Origin of the sequence: Enhydrobacter sp. (genome assembly GCA_025808875.1) — a bacterium.
Classification (GTDB): Bacteria; Pseudomonadota; Alphaproteobacteria; order Reyranellales; family Reyranellaceae; genus Reyranella.
Map to the genome: position 1 here is coordinate 2,527,443 of CP075528.1, position 19,927 is coordinate 2,547,369.

The 19,927-nt window shown below is 66.9% G+C and carries 16 protein-coding genes; 10 read left to right on the plus strand and 6 right to left on the minus strand.

What is annotated here, in order from left to right:
- Positions 1–2: 2 nt before the first annotated feature.
- The 6 genes from KIT25_12605 to KIT25_12630 all read left to right on the plus strand — a co-directional run bounded on the left by KIT25_12605 (position 3) and on the right by KIT25_12630 (position 6,639).
- Positions 3–329: an XdhC family protein gene (locus KIT25_12605; GenBank protein ID UYN97718.1), complete on the plus strand. Its 327-nt coding sequence runs from the start codon at positions 3–5 to the stop codon at positions 327–329.
- Entirely contained in the window at positions 326–1,057 is a 732-nt protein-coding gene (locus KIT25_12610) for an XdhC family protein (GenBank protein ID UYN97719.1), read from the plus strand. The genes KIT25_12605 and KIT25_12610 overlap by 4 nt, the downstream gene beginning before the upstream one ends.
- On the plus strand, positions 1,054–2,706 hold the full coding sequence (locus tag KIT25_12615) for a molybdopterin-binding/glycosyltransferase family 2 protein (GenBank protein UYN97720.1): 1,653 nt from the start codon (positions 1,054–1,056) through the stop codon (positions 2,704–2,706). Before KIT25_12610 ends, KIT25_12615 begins: the two co-directional genes overlap by 4 nt.
- Positions 2,703–3,923, plus strand: coding sequence for a SufS family cysteine desulfurase (locus tag KIT25_12620; GenBank protein UYN97721.1), 1,221 nt, complete (start codon positions 2,703–2,705; stop codon positions 3,921–3,923). The genes KIT25_12615 and KIT25_12620 overlap by 4 nt, the downstream gene beginning before the upstream one ends.
- The gene (locus tag KIT25_12625; protein ID UYN97722.1) at positions 3,920–4,327 is read left to right on the plus strand and encodes an iron-sulfur cluster assembly scaffold protein; all 408 of its coding nucleotides are present in this window, start codon (positions 3,920–3,922) and stop codon (positions 4,325–4,327) included. The genes KIT25_12620 and KIT25_12625 overlap by 4 nt, the downstream gene beginning before the upstream one ends.
- A gap of 311 nt (positions 4,328–4,638) precedes the next feature.
- Positions 4,639–6,639, plus strand: a complete 2,001-nt coding sequence (locus KIT25_12630) for a DUF4139 domain-containing protein (protein ID UYN97723.1) — start codon at positions 4,639–4,641, stop codon at positions 6,637–6,639.
- A gap of 3 nt (positions 6,640–6,642) precedes the next feature.
- On the opposite strand, the gene recG is transcribed toward KIT25_12630, so the two are convergent.
- Positions 6,643–8,724, minus strand: a complete 2,082-nt coding sequence (gene recG / locus KIT25_12635) for an ATP-dependent DNA helicase RecG (protein UYN97724.1) — start codon at positions 8,722–8,724, stop codon at positions 6,643–6,645.
- Positions 8,725–8,757: 33 nt separating this feature from the next.
- Here recG and KIT25_12640 point away from each other — a divergent pair, with 33 nt between their 5' ends.
- A complete protein-coding gene (locus KIT25_12640; protein UYN97912.1) occupies positions 8,758–9,063 on the plus strand; it encodes a succinate dehydrogenase assembly factor 2 in 306 nt (101 codons plus the stop codon).
- 86 nt (positions 9,064–9,149) lie between these two features.
- Positions 9,150–12,557: a transcription-repair coupling factor gene (mfd, locus tag KIT25_12645; protein UYN97913.1), complete on the plus strand. Its 3,408-nt coding sequence runs from the start codon at positions 9,150–9,152 to the stop codon at positions 12,555–12,557.
- A 5-nt stretch (positions 12,558–12,562) separates the two neighbouring features.
- On the opposite strand, the gene KIT25_12650 is transcribed toward mfd, so the two are convergent.
- The 3 genes from KIT25_12650 to KIT25_12660 are packed head-to-tail and all read right to left on the minus strand — an operon-like array spanning position 12,563 to position 15,179.
- Complete coding sequence (locus tag KIT25_12650) at positions 12,563–13,222, minus strand: DsbA family oxidoreductase (GenBank protein ID UYN97725.1); 660 nt, start codon at positions 13,220–13,222, stop codon at positions 12,563–12,565.
- Complete coding sequence (locus KIT25_12655; GenBank protein UYN97726.1) at positions 13,219–14,364, minus strand: MFS transporter; 1,146 nt, start codon at positions 14,362–14,364, stop codon at positions 13,219–13,221. The genes KIT25_12650 and KIT25_12655 overlap by 4 nt, the downstream gene beginning before the upstream one ends.
- 53 nt (positions 14,365–14,417) lie before the next feature.
- The gene (locus KIT25_12660) at positions 14,418–15,179 is read right to left on the minus strand and encodes an SDR family oxidoreductase (GenBank protein UYN97727.1); all 762 of its coding nucleotides are present in this window, start codon (positions 15,177–15,179) and stop codon (positions 14,418–14,420) included.
- A gap of 59 nt (positions 15,180–15,238) precedes the next feature.
- On the opposite strand from KIT25_12660, the gene KIT25_12665 reads away from it, so the two are divergent.
- Entirely contained in the window at positions 15,239–15,994 is a 756-nt protein-coding gene (locus KIT25_12665; GenBank protein ID UYN97728.1) for a glucose 1-dehydrogenase, read from the plus strand.
- Between the two features lies 1 nt (position 15,995).
- On the opposite strand, the gene KIT25_12670 is transcribed toward KIT25_12665, so the two are convergent.
- Positions 15,996–17,135: an alanine racemase gene (locus KIT25_12670; protein UYN97729.1), complete on the minus strand. Its 1,140-nt coding sequence runs from the start codon at positions 17,133–17,135 to the stop codon at positions 15,996–15,998.
- A gap of 14 nt (positions 17,136–17,149) precedes the next feature.
- Between KIT25_12670 and KIT25_12675 the strand changes: the two genes are divergently transcribed.
- On the plus strand, positions 17,150–18,244 hold the full coding sequence (locus tag KIT25_12675; GenBank protein UYN97730.1) for a mandelate racemase/muconate lactonizing enzyme family protein: 1,095 nt from the start codon (positions 17,150–17,152) through the stop codon (positions 18,242–18,244).
- Here KIT25_12675 and KIT25_12680 read toward each other — a convergent pair.
- The gene (locus KIT25_12680) at positions 18,225–19,865 is read right to left on the minus strand and encodes a hypothetical protein (protein UYN97731.1); all 1,641 of its coding nucleotides are present in this window, start codon (positions 19,863–19,865) and stop codon (positions 18,225–18,227) included. The genes KIT25_12675 and KIT25_12680 overlap by 20 nt on opposite strands.
- Positions 19,866–19,927: the final 62 nt, after the last annotated feature.

Here is a 19,927-nt window from a genome sequence, read left to right on the forward strand (position 1 = left end):
CCATGAGCGATGCGCTGGATGTGCTGGACCAGGTCGGCAAATGGAAGGCGTCAGGCAAAGACGTCGCGATCGCCACCGTGATCACCACCTGGGGATCCTCGCCGCGGCCCGTCGGCAGCCAGCTCGCGGTCGACGACACCGGCGCGATGGTCGGTTCGGTGTCCGGCGGCTGCATCGAGGGTGCCGTGGTGAAGGAGGCACTGGCCTCGATCGCCGACGGCAAGCCGCGCTTGCTGGACTTCGGCGTCACCGACGAGCAGGCCTGGGATGTCGGCCTGGCCTGTGGCGGCAAGGTGCAAGTGTTCGTGGAGAAGGTGACCGACCGATGAAAAACGGAACCCTCAAGGCGTTGCAGGAGGCGCGCGTACAGCGGCGTGCGATCGTGCTCGCCACCCGACTGAGCGATGCGGCCGAGACGCTCGTCTATCGAGACAAGGCGGAGGGCGCGCAGGCGTCCGATGCAGCGCTGGTGTCGATTGCCCGTCGCGCCATGGACACTGGCAGGAGCGAAACGATCGAGATCGGCGGCCAGAAGATCTTCCTGAATGTCTACGTGCCGCCGGCGCGGCTCATCATCGTCGGTGCGGTGCATATCGCGCAGTCGCTCGCGCCGATGGCCGCGATGCTCGACTTCGACGTGACGGTCGTCGACCCGCGCGGCGCCTGGGCGACGACGAACCGCTTCCCGGGCGTGAAGGTGGTGCAGGAGTGGGCGGACGAGGCCTTCGAGAAAATGGGCCTCGACGTGTCCACGGCGGTCGTGACCCTCACACATGATCCCAAACTCGACGATCCGGCGCTGGAAGCGGCGCTCAAATCGAATGTCTTCTACGTCGGCGCGCTGGGCAGCAAGCGGACCCACGCCAAACGCAAGGAGCGACTGATGTCGGAGGCCGGCATTACGGAGGAGCAATTCGCCCGCATCCATGGCCCGGTCGGCCTCAATATCGGCGCCAAGTCGCCGGCCGAGATCGCGGTGTCGATCCTCGGCCAGATCGTCGAGGTGAGGGCGCGTCGCCTGGAGGCGCTGTCGGCCCCCAAGGTGGCCGCTGCGTGAGATTCGGGGAAACCCCGATCGACGAGGCCAAGGGCGCTATTCTGGCGCATAGCTGGCGCGCGAACGGAGTCAACTTCTCCAAGGGGCGCGTGCTGTCGGCCGACGATGTCGCCAGACTGAAGACAGCTGGCGCATCGACTGTCATTGCCGCGCGTCTCGATGCGGGCGACATGCATGAGGACGAGGCGGCGGCAGCCGTCGCGAAGGCCCTGGCAGGCGAGGGAATCGAGGTCACTGCGCCGTTCACCGGCCGCTGCAATCACTTCGCGCGCGAAGCCGGCCTGGCGATCGTCGACCAGCAGCGCATCGACGAGCTCAACGAGCTCGATGAATCGGTCACCGTCGCGACCCTGCCGCCCCACGCACGTGTCGAACCGCGGCAGATGGTGGCGACAGTCAAGATCATTCCCTACGCCGCGCCGCGTACCGCCGTGCAGCGAGCCATCGATGTCGCGCATTCGGCCAACCGGCCGCTGGTATCCGTGGTCCCGTTCAAGGAGATGCGGGCCGGCCTGGTGCAGACCAGACTGCCGGGAACGCGCGACAAGGTTCTCGACAAGGCCGTCGGTACGACCGGCAAGCGTCTGACCTCGCTCGGCAGCGAACTGGTGGGCGAACGGCGCGTCGCACACGATGCCAAGGCGATCGCTGCCGCACTGGTCGAATTGAGGTCCGAAGGATGCGACCTCTTCCTGGTCGCCGGTGCATCGGCGATCGTCGACCGTCATGACGTCGTTCCATCGGGTATCGAGGAAGCCGGCGGGAAGGTCATTCATTTCGGCATGCCGGTAGATCCCGGCAACCTGCTACTGACCGGCGAACTCGACGGCAGGCCGGTGCTCGGCCTGCCGGGCTGCGCCAAGTCACCGAAATACAACGGCTTCGACATGGTGCTCGAGCGGCTCGCGGCGGGTCTCCCCGTCGGCCGCGCCGAGATCGTCAAGATGGGCGCCGGTGGCCTGCTCGCTGAAATTCCAACGCGACCACAGCCACGCGACGACGAGGGTGGCGAGAGCGACGCACCGCAGCAGGCGCCGCGAGTCGCCGTGCTGGTGCTCGCAGCCGGCCGGTCGACGCGCATGGGTGGACCGAACAAGCTGCTGGCCGATGCCAAAGGACGTCCACTCGTGGTGCACGCAATGAAAGCGGCGCTCGCGTCCCAGGCTGTCGAAGTCGTTGTCGTGCTGGGTCATATGGCGGGCGAGGTCAGGGCGGCCGTGGAGAATGCCCTCCCTTCGGATGCGCGCCTGCGTTTCGTGGTCAATCCGGACTATGCCGACGGGCTTAGCACTTCGGTCCGGGCCGGCATCGCGGCACTTCGATCGGACACGGACGCCGTCATCGTCCAGCTCGGCGACATGCCCAGCGTGAACGCCGCATTGCTAGATCGCCTGATGGCGGCCTTCAATCCGGTCGAAGGGCGGGCGATCTGCGTACCCACCGTCGGCGGCAAGCGCGGCAATCCGGTGTTGTGGGCGCGGCGCTTCTTTCCCGAAATGGGCGGACTCGCCGGAGACAGCGGCGCCAAGCACCTGATTGGCGAACATGCGGACCTGGTGTGCGAGGTCGAGATGCAAGGCGACGCCGCGGTCACGGACATCGACACACCAGAGGCGCTGGCGGCCTGGCGCACCAAGGAAGTGAAATGAGTTTCGACGTCATCGCGGTGCGGCGCCAGTTCCCGATCCTGTCCGAGGTCATCGACGGCCGGCCCGTTCACTACCTGGACAATGGCGCATCGGCGCAGACGCCGCTCGCCGTGCTCGACGCGGTCCGCCGGTATGAGACCACCGGCCGCGCCAATGTCCTGCGCGGCGTCCATCGGCTCGCCGAGCGGGCGACGGAAGCCTACGAGAATGCGCGGGCCCAGGTGGCTGCGTTCCTGGGCGTCGAGCCCATGGAAGTCGTCTTCACGGGTGGCTGCACAGCGGCCATTAACCTCGTCGCCTACTCCTACGGTTCGTTGCTGAAGCCGGGCGACCGGATCGTGCTGTCGGAGCTCGAGCATCATTCCAATATCGTGCCATGGCAGCTCCTGCGCTCGCGAAGCGGAGTGGAAATAGACGTGCTGCCGGTCACGCAGGACGGGCGCATCGACATTGCGGCGCTGCCGCGGCTGCTGACGCCCAGGACGAAACTCGTCTCCGTGGCACACGTGTCCAATGTCACGGGGGCGCTCGCCGACGTACGCACCATCGTCGGGATGGCGCGCAGTGTCGGCGCCAAGGTCATGCTCGACGGCGCCCAGCGTGCACCACACGGTCCCGTCGACTTGCCCGCCCTGGATGTCGACTTCTACGTCTTCGCCGGCCACAAGGCGTACGGCCCCAACGGTATCGGCGCGCTGTGGGCGCGCCCCGAACTTCTGGATGCCATGCCGCCGTTCCATGGCGGCGGCTCGATGATCGGGCGGGTGACATTCGCCGAGACGACCTGGGCACCGCCGCCCCGTCGCTTCGAAGCCGGTACGCCGCCGATCGGCCCGGCAATCGGCCTCGGGGCCGCCTGTGCCTGGATGAGCGCCCTCGATTGGACTGGCGCGCACGCCCACGAGATGGGATTGGTGCAACGACTGATGGATGGCTTGCAAAGGGTCGATGGCAGCCGGCTGTTCGGCCCGCCCAGCCTGCAGAACCGATACCCGGTGGTCTCCTTCCAACTCGACGGCGTGCATCCGCACGACGTGGCGCAAACGCTCGATTCCTTCGGCGTCGCCGTGAGGGCCGGGCACCATTGCGCCCAACCGCTGATGGACCGCTTCGATCTCGACGGCACGACGCGCGTGTCGATCGCGCCGTACAACAACAACACTGACATCGATGCCCTGCTGACGGGCGTCGAGCATGCCGCGCGAACCTTGCGATGAACGACCCGCTTTACCAGGAGCGCATCGTCGCCCTGGCCAAGGCCAAGACAGGCGCGGGCAAGCTTGCCAACCCGAGCCGGTCGGCGCGGCGCGACAATCCCCTGTGCGGAGACCGCGTCGTCCTGGATGTCCGTCTGGATGAACAGGGTCGCATCGTGGAGGTCGCCCACCAGGTCCGGGGTTGTTTGCTCTGCCAGGCCTCGGCATCGGCGCTCGCGGCGGTGGCGGTTGGCCGGAACGCCGCCGGCATCGCGGAAGTCCGTCAGCAGGCCGAGCGGGCGATCGGTCGCGAGCGGGGAGAAGCCGGCGCGCCGTTCGACGCATTCGTGCCCGTCGCCGGCTACAAGTCCCGGCATGAGTGCGTGCTCCTGCCGCTGGATGCCCTGAAGGATGCCTTGGCCTAGGAACCGCGGTGAGACATTCGAGAATATCCAACTAAATCAGCGGTTTAGAATGTCTCACCCGGTGAGACATCGCGCCTGGGGGTGAGTGGACTCCGGGGACGGTGAGGATTCGTGGACGAATCGCCTCGGAAGCCGATGCCATCGGCATCCGACCAGTCCACGGCGCGTGGACGCTCCGAGGACGCAGCGAGTTCAGGATCGCCCACCTCACGGTGAGGGCTTCCACCGACAACCCTCTCGTCGGAAGAGCGCCGTGGTTGCGTCACAGTCCCGGCCCACGGTGGGAGCGAGTGAAGCGGGAGGTTCCTTTCATGATTCCTCGATGGATCGTCATGCTCGTGGCGGTCGTGGTCGCCTTGCCGGCGGCGGCGCAGGACCTGGCGCTCAAGCGCGTCATGCTATCGTCCGGAGGGCTCGGCTACTTCGAATACGAGGCGACGGTCGAGAACGACGTGACGCTGCGGCTCACCGTCGGGCTGGAGCAAGTCGACGATGTTCTGAAGAGCCTGGTCGTCTATGACGACAAGGGCGGTATCGGCGGATTGAGTTTGCCCGGCCGTGAGCCTCTGAAGCAGACCTTCAAGGATCTGCCGTTCGACGAGGCCACACTCGAATCGCCCGCGGCGCTATTGGCCGCCCTCAAGGGCGCGCAGGTGAGCGTCGGCGGCAGCCGTGCCGCGTCGGGCCGCATTGTCGCGGTCGAACCCGAGACCGTTACGCTCGCGGACGGCAAGGCGACGACCACGCGCACCCGTGTCACGCTCTTCACCGATCGCGGCCTGCAACAGTTTCTGCTCGAGGAGGCGGAGAACCTGCAGTTCAGCGATCCCGTGCTGCGCGACAAGGTCGGCCAGGCATTGCTTGCCATCCAGGGTAATCGTGCCAGGGAAGCACGCACGCTCGAACTGGCCGCCCGCGGCCAAGGCAAGCGCACGGTTCGCGTCGCCTACATCGTCGAGGTGCCGGTGTGGAAGGCCTCATATCGTCTGACCCTTCCAGCCGACTCGGCGGCACCGAAGGCCGGATTGCAGGGGTGGGCCATCGTCGAGAATTTGAGCGGGCAGAACTGGAAGGAGGTCGAGCTCACGCTCGTCTCCGGCCGGCCGGTGGCGTTCCGGCAGGCCCTCTACGAAGCCTACTACGTCGCGCGCCCCGAGGTGCCGGTCGAGGTTGCCGGCCGCCTGATGCCGGGCATCGACCGCGGCGGAGTAGAGGCCAGCGGCCGCCCCAAGGCGATTCAGGCGCCGATGCCCGCCCAGACAGACCGCTTCCAGGAGCGCATGGCGACCGCATCGCCTCCACCCCCGATGGCATCGGCGGCTGACCGGATCGAGGCGACCGACGCGGCGACGCAGGTCGTCTTCAAGTTCCCGCGTGCCGTCAGCGTCGAGAGCGGCGGCACCCTGTCGATCCCGATCCTCGACCGCCAGGTGCCGGCGCAGCGGCTCGCGCTGTATCAATCGGAGACGGCGGCGCGCAATCCGCTTGCCGCGGTGCGCCTGAGCAACGACGGCGACAGCGGCCTGCCGCCGGGCATCCTGACGATCTACGAACGCGACAAGGCCGGTAATGTCGCCTATGTCGGCGATGCGCGGCTGTCCGGCTTCCCTGTCGGCGAGACTCGGCTGCTGGCCTATGCACTCGAAGAAAAGATCGTCGTCGAGCGAGACGCCGCGCAAACCGACCGCATCGCCTCCGGCACGATCGTGCAGGGTGTGCTGCGTTTCCAGAGACTGGTGCGGCAGACCACGACCTACCGTGTACGCGGACCCGCCAAGGAACCACGTCAGCTCGTGATCGTGCAGCGGCGCCTGCCGGGATGGACGCTCGCCAGGCCTGACGCCAAGGCCGTCGAGATCAGCGAGGGCAACTACCGCCTTCCGTTCCAGCTTCCGGGCGGCGACCAGACGCAGGTTTTCGAACTGGCGCAAGAGCAGGTCCAGCAACAGGAACTTCGCTTGCTCGACGGCACCCCGGATCAAATCAGGGTCTATGCCCAGGCCCGTGAGTTCGACGCCAAGACCCGCGAGGCGCTGACGCGCGTGCTGCACCTCCAACAGGCTGTGGCCGACGCCCAGCGTGTCGTTGCCAGTCTCGAAGGCGCGCGCCAGCAGATCGTCCAGGAGCAGGCGCGGCTGCGCGACAACCTCGCGCACGTGCCCGCCAACAGCGATCTGCAACGCCGCTATCTCGCCACGCTCGACAGGCAGGAGACCGAGCTCGAGGCGCTGGCCAAGCGCCGTAGCGATGCTGAGAAGGCCGTTCAGGCCGCCCGCGACGCGCTACGTGCCTACGCCTCGCAGTTCGGTTGAGCCTCAACCTGCTCGCAACGTGCGAACGGCGTCGTCGCGGCGGAGCAGATAGAGCAGGGCGCGCAACGCAGCGCCCCGCTCTGTCTCGAGATCGGGATCACGCTCGATCACCAGCCGCGCATCGTCGCGTGCGACCTGCAGCAGTTCGGCATGGGCCGCGAGGTCGGCGAGTCGCATGTCGGGCAGGCCGCTCTGCCGGGTTCCGAGCAACTCGCCGGCACCGCGCAGGCGCAAATCTTCCTCCGCAATGCGGAAGCCGTCCTCCGTCTCGCGCATGATGGCGAGTCGCGCCTTCGCGGTCTCGCCGAGCGGTTGTGCGTAGAGCAGCAGGCAACTCGACTTCGCCGTGCCGCGGCCGACGCGCCCGCGCAACTGGTGGAGCTGCGCCAATCCAAAACGCTCGGCATGTTCGACGATCATCACGGTCGCCGCCGGCACGTCGACACCGACCTCGATCACCGTCGTCGCGACGAGGATCGACAGCCGGCCGTCGGCGAACGCCGCCATGGCCGCTTCCCGCTCTGCGCTCTTCAGTCGGCCGTGGATGAGGCCGACCTTTCCCGGGAAGCGGGCGCCGAGTTGCTGGAAGCGCTCCTCGGCATTGGCGAGATCGACATCCTCCGACTCCTCGATGAGCGGACAGACCCAGTAGACCCGCGCGCCACCGGCGACGGCCCGCCCGACGCCGTCGACGACCTCGCCAATGCGCTCGAGCGGCACCGCGCGCGTGTCGATCGGTTGTCGTCCAGCCGGCTTTTCCGTGAGCTTCGACACGTCGAGATCGCCGTAAGCCGCCAGCATCAGGGTGCGCGGGATCGGCGTGGCAGTCATCACCAGCAGGTCGACCGCCCGGGCCTTGGACGAGAGTGCCATGCGCTGGGTCACGCCGAAACGATGCTGCTCGTCGACAACAGCGAGGGCGAGGTCGGAGAACTCGACGTCCTCCTGGACGAGTGCGTGAGTGCCGACGACCAGCCGGATCGAGCCGTCGGCCAGACCCGCCAGCGTCTCCTTGCGCTGACGCTGGCCGTTGCGACCCGTCAGCAGCGCCACCGTCATGCCAGCCGCCTCCGCCAGCGGTGCGATAGTGGCGTGATGCTGACGGGCCAGCAACTCCGTCGGCGCCATCAGCGCGGCCTGCGCGTCGGACTCGGCGGCGATCAGCATGGCCAGGAAGGCCACCAGCGTCTTGCCGCTGCCGACGTCGCCCTGGAGCAGGCGAACCATGCGCTCGGGCTTGGCCATATCGGCCGCGACCTCGGCGAGCGCGAAGGTCTGGCTGCCGGTCAGTCGGTAGGGAAGGGCATCGAGCACGCGCTTCTGCAGTACACCGGTTCCCCAGGTCACGCGTCCCGCGAGCGTGCGCTGATGATGTCGAACCAGGGCAATCGCGAGCTGGCTCGCCAGCAGTTCGTCAAAGGCGAGCCGCGCCCGCGCCGGAGATTGCGGCGACAGGTCGTTCGGCTCTTGCGGCGCATGAACGGCAGCGAGCGAGGACTTCCAGTCGCTCCACTTCCGGCGTGCGAGGAAGGCCCTGTCTTGCCATTCCTCGAGGGGCGGCGCGCGTTCGATCGCGGCGGCAATCGCCTTCTGCAGCGGCCTTTGCGTGAGACCGGCCGTGAGGCCGTAGACTGGCTCGACGCGCAGGATGGAATCGCGTTCGGCGAGGGGCACGACATGATCGGGGTGGGTGATCTGGGCTTCACCTTGGTAGATCTCGATCTTTCCACTGACGACGCGCACCTCGCCGGGCGGCAGCAGCTTCTTCAGGTAGTCCTCGCGTCCATTGAAATAGGTGAGACAGAGACGGCCGGTCTCGTCGCTGCACCAGACGCGATAGGGCTGACGCGGGTTGTGCGGCACGTGGTGCTGATCGACGGTGACGGTGATCGTGGCGACTTCGCCGGCTACCGCATTGATCACGTCGGGTGCGTTGCGCCTGTCGATCACGGCTGTGGGCAGGTGCCAGAGCAGGTCGACGACCTGCGGTCCCGCGATCTTTTCCACGAGCTTGCCGAGTCGCGGCCCTATGCCGGGCAGGGCCGTCGCTTGGGCAAAGAGAGGGGTGAGGTTCTGAGGGCGCATTGGCCCCGTGACTTGGCCATTGCTCGCGTCTATATGCTACGCCCCTTTTCGAACCCAGCCTGGGGAAAAATGGACAGCCGGGTAGATCTCGAGACGCGGCGCAAGCGTTTGCTCTATCGCAGCGTCTATCGTGGCAACAAGGAGAACGACATTCTCCTGGGCCAGTTCGCGCGCACCCACGTTGCCGAATTCGACCAAGCCGAACTCGACCAGTACGAGCGCCTGCTTGCGACAGGTGACAACCAAATCTTCGATTGGGTCACCGGCAAGGACGCAATTCCGCCCGAGGACGACACGCCCGTACTGCGTAAGCTGCTGGCATTTCGCGTGAGGTTCTAGTGGCGACGCTTGCCGAGCGGCTTTCCGTCCTGCATCGCAGGCCCGGTCGCTGGGTCGTCGCCGGACTGCCGGAGGGCGCCGACGCGCTGGTGCTCGCCGAGATCGCAGGCACCACCGGCGGGCAGGACATTCTGCACGTGGCGCGAGACGGCCAGCGCCTCGAGCGCTTGCAGGAAGGTTTGGCCTTCTTCGCACCGGAGCGCGAGGTGCTGGTGTTCCCCGCCTGGGACTGCCTGCCGTACGATCGCCTGTCGCCCCACCCCGACATCGTCTCCGAAAGGCTGGCGACCCTGGCCAAGTTGGCGACTCCGAGGAGAGCAGGAGAGCCGGCACGCCTCGTCCTTGCTTCGGTTGGTGCCGTTCTGCAGCGCGTTCCACCTCGCAGCCTCTATGCCGAAGCCGCACACGTGCTGCGCAGCGGCCAGACCCTCGACGCCGACTGGCTGGCGAAATTCCTCGGCGAAAACGGCTACTCGCGAGCCGACACCGTGATGGAACCGGGTGAGTTCACCATGCGCGGAGGGCTGATCGATCTGTTTCCGCCCGGCACCCCTGAGCCGCTGCGCCTCGACCTATTCGGCGATACGCTCGAATCCATCCGCTCGTTCGACGCCATGAGTCAGCGGTCGACCGGGGCACGAGACGAAGTCGTGCTGCTGCCGGTCAGGGAGGTGCTGCTGACGCGCGAGGGCATCGAGCGTTTCCGCGGTGGCTATCGCGAACTGTTCGGTAACGTGTCGGGGGACGATATCCTCTACGAGGCAGTGTCCGCAGGGCAGCGCCATGTTGGCATGGAGCACTGGTTGCCCCTGTTCCACGACCGGCTGGAAACGCTCATGGACTATTGCTCCGCCGCGATCGTTACCACCGACCATCAGGTCGGCGAGGCGTTGCAGGCCCGGTATGATTTGATCACCGACTACTACGACGCACGGCTAAAGACCGGCGCGAGGGGAGGCATGTCGGCTGGCGCCGACTACAAGCCGCTGCCGCCCGAGCGGCTGTATCTCAAGCCGTCCGAATGGGAGCGTCTTCTCGACGGCCACAGCATCGGTCAGTTCACCACCTTCGACGCGCCGCCCGACACGCCGAATGCGATCGATCTCGGCGGTCGTCGCCACGAAGGATTTGCGCAAGCGCGCACGTCACGGGACGTGAACCTGTTCGACACCGTGTCCGATCACGTCAAGGCGGCGCAGGCTGCCGGCCGACGTGTCGTCGTCGCGGCCTTTACCGAAGGGTCGGCGTCGCGTCTCCAGCATATCCTGCAGGAGCATGGCGGAATCACCGCTGTTCCCGTCAGCGACCAAGCCATGGTGCGGCATCTGCCGGCAGGTGTCGTCGGTGTCGCCGTGTGGCCGCTCGACCACGGCTTCGTTCTCGATTCGCTGGAAGTCATCGGCGAGGAGGACATCCTCGGCGACCGCCTCTCGCGACCGACGAAGAAAAGGCGTCCCTCGGAACGTTTTATAGCCGAGGCGGCGGCTCTCAGCGAGGGTGATCTGGTGGTGCATCGCGAGCATGGTGTCGGGCGTTACGAGGGGCTCGTCACCCTCGAGATTCAGCGCGCACGCCACGATTGCCTTCGTCTGACTTACGACGGCGGCGACAAGCTCTTCGTGCCGGTCGAGAACATCGACGTGCTGAGTCGCTACGGCGCAGCCGAGGACGGCGCGCAACTCGATAGGCTGGGCGGCGTCGCCTGGCAGTCGCGCAAGGCCAGGCTGAAGCAGCGCATCGCCGACATGGCCGATCGCCTGATCAAGATCGCAGCCGAGCGGGCCGTGCGCAGCGGCGAGACCATGGTACCGCAGGACGGGCTGTACGAGGAGTTCTGCGCACGCTTCCCCTATGCCGAGACCGACGACCAGCTGCAGGCGATCGCGGACGTGCTCGACGATCTCGGTTCGGGTAAGCCGATGGACCGGCTGATCTGTGGCGATGTCGGGTTCGGCAAGACCGAGATCGCATTGCGCGCTGCCTTCGTCGCCGTCCTGTCGGGCAAGCAGGTCGCCGTTATCGGACCGACGACCTTGCTGGCCCGTCAGCATCACCGCACTTTCGTCGAACGCTTCCAGGGCATGCCCGCGAGAATCGGGCGGCTTTCTCGGCTGGTTGGCGCGAAGGAGGTGCGGGAGACCAAGGCGGCACTCAAGGACGGCTCGACAGACATCGTGATCGGCACTCACGCGCTCTTGGCCAAGAGCATCGAATTCAAGGATCTCGGGCTGTTGATCGTCGACGAGGAACAGCACTTCGGCGTCGCTCACAAGGAGCGGTTGAAGGAACTGCGGTCCGATGTGCATGTCCTGACGTTGACGGCGACGCCCATTCCACGGACCCTGCAACTCGCCCTCACCGGCGTCCGCGACATGAGCCTGATCGCCACGCCACCGGTCGACCGACTGGCCGTCCGCACCTTCGTCACGCCGTTCGACCCGGTGACGATCCGCGAGGCGTTGCTGCGCGAGCAGTATCGTGGAGGTCAGAGCTTCTATGTCTGTCCACGCATCGAGGATTTGGCCGCAGTCGCCGAGCAACTGCGCGAGCTTGTACCCGAAATTCGCATGGCCATGGCGCACGGGCGCTTACCGCCGACCATGATAGAGAACACGATGCAGGATTTCGTCGACGGAAAATTCGATGTCCTGCTGTCGACCAACATCGTCGAATCGGGCCTCGATATCCGCAATGCCAACACGATGGTGATCCATCGTGCCGACATGTTCGGCCTGGCTCAGCTTTATCAGCTCAGAGGACGAATCGGCCGCGGCAAGATGCGAGCCTACGCCTACCTTACCGTGCCGCCGGGACGCGCCTTGAACGAAGCGGCGTCGAAGCGGCTCGAGGTCATGCAGACCCTCGATACGCTGGGCGCCGGCTTCCAGCTCGCCAGCCACGATCTCGACATTCGCGGTGCGGGCAATCTGCTGGGCGAGGAGCAGTCGGGTCACATCCGCGAGGTCGGCATCGAATTGTATCAGCAGCTCCTCGAGGAGGCGGTGGCGGCCGCCAAGGGCAGGGCCCAGGAGGCCGCGCAGGCCGACTGGTCTCCCCAGCTCAATCTCGGCATACCCGTTCTCATTCCCGAGGAGTACGTCGCCGATCTCTCGGTCCGGATGGGTCTCTATCGCCGACTCGGGTCACTCACGCACCAAGCCGAGATAGATGCGTTCGCCGCCGAGCTCGTCGATCGCTTCGGCAAAATGCCGCCCGAGGCCGAGTTCCTCCTGCAGACCGTGGCGCTGAAGATCTTGTGCCGCGAGGCAGGTGTCGAGAAGATCGACGCCGGCGACAAGGCCCTGGTTTTCATGTTCCGGGACAACAAATTCAGGAACCCCGAGAAGTTGATCGCGTGGATCCAGAAGAACTCGCCGCTTGTAAAGGCCCGCCCCGATCAACGCGTGATCGTTCAGCGCGTTTGGAACGACGAGCGCCAACGTCTGTCCGGCGTGACCGGGATCGTTTCGGCATTGGCGAAGCTCGCGGCTTGAGCGCATCAGGCGGTTGATTGCGCTGCACTTGTCGCGGCGTCCCGTTCAGCAAGGTTGAACACTTCAACGAAGGCCGACGGCGGTTGCGCCCCCGAAACCGCGTACTTCCTGTTGACGATGAAGCATGGCACGCCGTTGATCCCGAGGCGGCGGGCATAGACGTCGGACGCGACCACTTCCTGGCGTCCCTCGTCGCTCGACAGGAACTGCCGCGCTGCGGCTTCGTCCATGCCGGCCCGTGCGGCACAAGAAACCAGCGTGTCAAGATCGCCGATGTCCTGGCCTTCCTCGAAGTAGGCCTTGAATAGTTCGGTCACGACCTCGTCCTGGCGCAAGTTCTTTGCGCTCCAGTAGATCAGCCGATGCGACAGCACGGTGTTGGGCGTTCGCCTGATGCGCGAGAACTGAAATTCGATGCCTGCCTCGCGGCCGCTCTCGGCGATCGCCTGATAGATCTGGCGCGGGCGGTCGCCACCACCGAATTTCGCGCGAACGTAATCGTCGCGCGTCATGCCTTCGGGCGGCATGTCCGGATTGAGCTGGAAGGGGCGCCACGACAAGGCAATGTCGTTTCGGCTGCTGAGCGCGAGGGCACGCTCGAAACGACGCTTGCCGATGTAGCACCAGGGGCAAATCGTGTCGGAAACGATGTCGACGTAGATCATCCGGCAAATCTACGCCTTTCACGCCACTGCAGGAAGGCGGCCGAGGCAACGACGAGCGTCAGCGCCGACGAGGTCAACCACGCGGCGGCGGGCCAGCCTCCGCCTGCGACCAGCGTACCGACGAGCGGAGGGCCGATCAGGCCACCAGCGTTCGAGCCCTGCATCAGCAACCCGGTCGAGGCGCCAAGAAGTTCGGGTCGCGGCGAGTGGACCGGCAGGCCGGTGAACAGCGCTCCGGGAACCACGCCGATCACGGCCGAGTACACGCCGGCGAACACCAATCGCAGTATGTCCGGCACGCCGTCGACGAAGATCGCGCCGGCGCAAAACGCCATCGGGATGGTCGCACCGATGATGACCGTCGCTCGCGACAGGCCACGCTGCAGAAGCCAGCCGGCGGCGAGGTTGCCCACGACGTTCGCCACCGTAACCATGGCCGTAACGATCGCCGCCGTCGAAGGCGCGAACCCCAGGCGCTCGACCTGCAGCGTCGGCAGGAAGCCGACGATCGCAAGCCAGCAGCACGAATAGGCACCAAAGCAAAGTGCAATCCCGATCGGCCCCGGGCTGGTGCCGACGTCGACCATCTCGTTGAGCAGCGGCCGTCGAGGCGATGGCACTTCGTCGAGTTCGCGTCTCGGGAAGGCACGCCACGCCAATGCCACGAGCATCGCCAGCGAAGCGCCGGCGGCGACGAGCCATACCACTCGCCACGACGTCAACGGCAGGATGACGGCGGCCACCAGCATCATGGTACCGGCACCTGCCGGCATGTAGGACGTCCACGCGGTCATCGCGCGGTGACGGTCGGGTGGCCGCGTCACGCGCAACACGAGCGTGGGCACCGACACGGTGACGATGACGAACGCCAGCCCCTCGAGGAAGCGCCAAGCCAGCAACGACTGGATGCTTTCGGCAAAACTGCCGAACAGACTCGCGAGAGCACACAGTGCCGTGCCGACCACGACCAGGCGGAGGTGACCGAAGCGGTCGACCGTGAGCGCGATCGCCATGCCGCCGAGCGCCGCGGTCAGATTGACGAGCGAGAGCAGCCATCCGGCCTGACCGAGGCTGGCGCCGAAATCCTGCCGGATGGACGGCAGCGCCGGCGGCACCTTGCCGACATGCAAGGCGGCGACCATGCCGGCCGCGACAAGCAGGCCGACCAGGCCCCAGGGAGTGCGGCCCTGGTCGCTCAGTACTGGACCCTCGCTGTGATCGCGCCGTCGACGATGAAATTAGTGCCGGTCACGAAGGAAGCGGGGGTTCCGCTGAGGAAGGCGACGCACGCCGCCACCTCCTGCGGCGTGCCCATGCGCCCGGTCGGGTTGCGCGCCAGCATGCGCGTGTAGCGTTCCGCACCGGCATCGCGCTGCCGCCCCCATGTGTTGCCGTCCTCGATGATGGTACCGGGCGACACCATGTTGACGCGCACTCCCTTCGGCGCGAGATCGATCGCGAGTGACTTCACCAACGGCACCAGGGCCGCCTTCACCGAACGGTAGGGCTGCGTCGGACCGGCGATCTCCACCAGCGACACCGTTCCGATCACCGTGATCGTGCTGCCGGCGCCGCGCCTCTCGAGGTGCGGGCGGACATGACGCAATGCGTTCACCGTCGAGACGAGGTCGATCTCGATGCTCTTTCGCCAACTGTCCGCGCTGTCCTCTATGCCCAGCGCACTGACATTGGCGACGAAGTGATCGAGTCCGCCGGCGCCGGCGAATCCGTCGACCCACTTGCGCAGGGCTTCGTCGTCGGTGACGTCGAGTGCGCTGCCTTCGACACGCGCCTGCCGGCCACGCCACTCGGCCTCGCGCTCTTTGACCAGGCCGCCGTCGCGCGCGCAGAAGCCGACGATGGCCCCTTCCGCGAGGAAGGCCTCGACGATGGCACGACCGATGCTCTTCGTGCCACCGGTGACCAGGACGCGCTTGCCCTTAAGGCCGAGGTCCATGTTCCCTCCCAACTTCATGCCCGCTAATAAGGTGGCCATAGAACAAGGGAGCGGCTGCGATGTCCAAGCGTTTCGACCTGAGCGGCAAGGTGGCTCTGGTCACTGGCGCGTCGTCGGGACTTGGCACGCACTTCGCCCGCTGCCTCGCGGCGGCAGGTGCCGCGTTGGTGATCGCCGCGCGCCGCACCGATCGGCTGGTCGCCCTGCAGAAGGAACTCGAAATCGGGGGAACCGCCGTCAGGTCGCTCGCTCTCGACGTCACGTCCGCCGTGCAGGTCGCTACCGCCCTTGAGCAGGCCGGCCCACTCGACATCGTGGTCAACAATGCGGGAATCTCCATCGTGAAGCCCGCGCTGGAGATGCCGGAGGGCGACTGGGACGCCGTCGTCGATACCAACCTGCGCGGCGCCTGGCTGGTGGCTCAGGGCGCGGCCAAGCGCTGGGCGGCGGAGCAGAGGCCGGGCAGCATCGTCAACATCGCCTCGATCCTCGGACTGCGCACGATCGGCCACGTGGCGCCCTACAACGCCTCGAAGGCGGGGCTGATCCATCTCACGCGCGCGCTGGCCATGGAATGGGCGCGCCATCGCATCCGCGTCAACGCCATCTGCCCCGGTTACATCGAGACCGAGATGAACCGTGACTTCTGGAAGACGCCGGGCGGTCAGCGACTGATCGAGCGCATCCCCCAGCGCCGCATCGGCCAGCCGGAGCATCTCGACGGCGCGCTGCTGCTGCTGGCTTCCGACGCCGGCGAGTTCATGACCGGCAGCGTCATCACCGTCGATGGCGGTCACACGGTGAATTCGCTGTGAGTCACCAGCCGTTGATGCGGTCGTAGACGTCGACCACCGACCGACCGCCGTCGAGCTCGCTGTCGACGACGTAGTAGCGGTCGTAGGCGGCCGCGGTGATGCAGGCGTGATTGGGCAGCACCCGCACGCGCGTACCAACGGGCATGTTGCCGTATGGCAGGGGATCGTCGGCGCCGACGAAGCCGTGCTCCTGCGAGCAGGCGACCACCGCCATGTTGGCGGCGGGCGCCTCGGCGATCGTGCCGTAGCCGACCTTGGGCTGGAACTCCTGCGCGCTGATGTCTTTCGACAGCGCCAGCGCGCCGGCGTCGATCAGCATCTGGTTGCGGTGCGGATAGTGGCCGATCACCGAAGCGAGGACAGTGAGCGCGATGTCCTCGGCGCCGCACGAGCCTATGAGGGACTGGTCCAGATCGTTGAAGACGTAGACCCCGGGACGCATTTCGGTGATACCCTCGAAGTTTCGGGAATGCGTCGCCGTCGGCGTCGAGCCCGCGCTGACGATGGGGCAGGGAATGCCCGCCGCCCGCACCTTCTCCGCGGCGCCGACGACCGCCCGCCGTTCCTGCTCGGCGACCGCGGCGATACCGTCTGCGGTGCACTCGTGATAGGAGTGGCCGGCGTGCGTCATGACGCCGGCGAACTCCACGCCGGGCGCAGCGTGGAGAATGCGGGCGATGTCGAGGAGGCCCGGCAGCTCCGGAGCGGGCAGACCGGCGCGGCCGCCGCCGCTGTCGATCTCGATGAAGACCGAGAAGGTGTCGCCGCCGGCAGCAGCAGCGCAGATCGCCTGGGCAACGGCCATGTTGTCGGTGACGATCCGCAGGCCGATGCCCTGGCGGCGCAACTCGGAAACAGCGGCGAGCTTGGATGGCACGACGCCGACGCCATAAAGGATGTCCTTGAACCCGCCCTGGGCGAAGTAGCGCGCCTCGGCGAGCGTCGAGACGGTGATGCGCCCGTCGTGACCTTCAACCGCCATGCGGCCGATCTCGATGGACTTCGCCGTCTTCACGTGCGGCCGCAGCGCGACCCCGGCGTTGCGCAGCCGATCGCTCATGCGCTTCAGATTGCGTCGCAGCACGGCGCGGTCGAGAATGAGGGCGGGCGTTGGAAGGTCGTCGATCGTCCGAAGGCTCATGGGAGACGAGCATAATGAAGATCGCCAAAGTTGACAGTATCGCCATCAAGGTTCCGTTTACCTTCGGCGGCGCGCCGACGGGCTACGGCGGGCGCAACTGGACGACCAACAACATACTGTTGGTCAAGGTCGAGACCGACACCGGCATCACCGGCTGGGGCGAGGCGTTCTGCTACGGCTGCGGCGATGCCGTGCGCGCCGCGTTGCAGTCCATGATCGCCCCGATCGTCGTCGGCCGCGACGCCCGCGACATCGCCCGCCTGTCCTACGAGCTGCAGCAGATGCTGCACCTGTTCGGCCGCTACGGCATCACGGTCTTCGCCCTGTCGGGCCTCGACATCGCGCTGTGGGACATCGCCGGCAAGGCCGCCGGCGTGCCGCTGCACCGGCTGCTTGGCGGCGCCGGGCAGACATTGCTGCCGGCCTATGCCAGCCTGCTCAAGTACCGCGACCCCGAACGCGTCGCCGCCCGCACCAGGCTCGCCGTCCAGCAGGGCTATCGGCACATCAAGCTGCACGAGACCGAGGAGGCCGAGGTACGCGCCTCCCGCGACGCGGCGGGCAGCGACGTCGCGATCATGGTCGACACCAATTGCCCGTGGACGCCCGAGCAGGCGCGCCACATGACGCTGAAGCTCAGGCCCTACGACCTGCACTGGCTCGAGGAGCCGATCTTTCCGCCGGAGGATTTCCAGGCCCTGGCGAAACTGCGCACCGGCACCGGCGTGGCGATGGCGGCCGGCGAGAACAACTGCACGTCGTTCCAGTTTCGCGACATGCTCGCCGCCGGCGCCGTCGACTACGCCCAGCCGAGCGTCACCAAGGTGGGCGGCGTGACCGAGTTCCTCAAGGTCGCGACGCTCACGGAAGCGGCGGGCGTCACGCTGATGCCGCACTCGCCCTATTTCGGTCCGGGCTTCCTCGCCACGCTGCACCTCATGGCGGCGCGCGGCCAGCCCGGCGGCATGATCGAGCGCTACCACATGGACCTCGAGGCCAGCCTGTACGGCGGGCTGATCGATCCGGTGGAGGGCGGCTTCAAGGTGCCCGACGGACCAGGACTGGGCCGAGATCCCGATCCCGACGTCATCAAGACCTACTCGGCCTGATCCGCGGCAGGGCCACCAGCGGCCACGGATCGGGCAGCGGCCCCACCGGGCAGTCGATCAGCGTCGGACCGCCGCGCGCGAAGCCACGCGAGATCGCCGCCGCCAGCTCGTCCGGGCTCTTCACCCGCTCCGACGCGATGCCGAAGCTCTCGCCCAGCTTGACGAAGTCCGGGTTGTGCAGGTCGCTGGCGATCGTGCGGTTGTTGAACGCCTGCTGCTGGATGCGCTTGACGTTGCCGTAGGCGCCGTCGCTGAACACCACGGCGACAACGCCGATGCCGTTCTGCGCTGCCGTCGCCATTTCCATCGCCGTGAACAGGAAGCCGCCGTCGCCGCTGATCGAAAGGACGGGCGTGTCGGGCTTGGCAACCTTCACGCCGAGCGACGTCGCATAGCCCCAGCCCAAGGTTCCCTGGTAGCCCGGCGAGAGGAACGTGCGCGGCCCGTAGGTTGGGTAGGCGAGGCGGGCGGCGTAGCCCATCTGCGTCAGCTCGTCGACCAGGATGCCGTCCTCGGGCAGCGCCTTGCGTATGGCTTCGAGGTAGGCGATCTGCGGCCCGATAGTGTCGCGTATCTTCTTCGTCGCCTGCGCCTTGATCTCAGCCACCGCGTCGGAGCGACCGGGACGCTTGATGTTATGCCTGCCCAGCCGCTCGGCCAGCACACGGAGCGTCGCGGCTGCGTCGCCGACGATACCGATCTCCGGCTTGCGATGGCGGTCGAGCTCCTGGCTGTCGGTGTCGATGCGGACGATCTTGAGGTGATCGTCGAGGCCCCAGACCATCTGTTGCGGCTGCATCCTCGTTCCCACCGCGAGCACCACGTCGGCTTCCCCCCACAGCCGGTAACCCGCCGGCGTGGTGACGGAGAGACGATGGCGGCCGTCGATCACGCCCTGTCCCATGCGGCCCGTCACGACCGGGGCGTCGAGCATCTCGGCGATCCGCAGCACCGACGCGCCGGCGTCCTGCGCTCCGCCCCCGACCACGATCAACGGCCGCTGCGACGCCCCGAGCAGCTTGGCAGCGCGCTCGACCAGGTCTTCGTCGACCGGGCAGGGATCGGCAACGGCGGCGCTCTCCGGCAGGACGACCGGGCCGCGACGCGCCCAGGTATCCATCGCGCACTCCAGCGCCACGGGCCGCCGTCTGCCCGAGAGCAGGCGGCGGAACGCCTCGTTGACGAGGCCCGGCGCCTCGGCGGGGGCGGTGATGCGGTCCGCCCACTTGGTCAGGCCGCGCATGATGGCGAGTTGGTCGGGCAACTCGTGCAGCAACCCGACGTTCCGGCCGATCATCGCCTGCTGGATCTGTCCCGACAGGGCGAGCACCGGAGCATTCACCGCGTAGGCGGTCGACAACGCTGCGGTCGTGTTCAGGAAGCCGGGGCCGGGGACGACGACATAGGCCGACGGCTGGCCGCTCGCCATGGCGTAGCCCAGGGCCATATAGGCGCAGGCCTGCTCGTGGCGCGCATGGATCGGTCGGATGGCGTTGGTGCGGTCGTAGAGGGCGTCGAAGAAGGGGTCGTTTTGCACGCCCGGCAGGCAAAAAAGAGTGTCGATGCCGTTGAGTTCGAGCGTCGACACGACGGCCTGGGCAGTCGATTTGATCTGGGTCATGCAAATTCCCGATTGAGGCTGATATGGGGCGCGAGCGTGCCAAAGCGGAGGAGAGGCGTCGA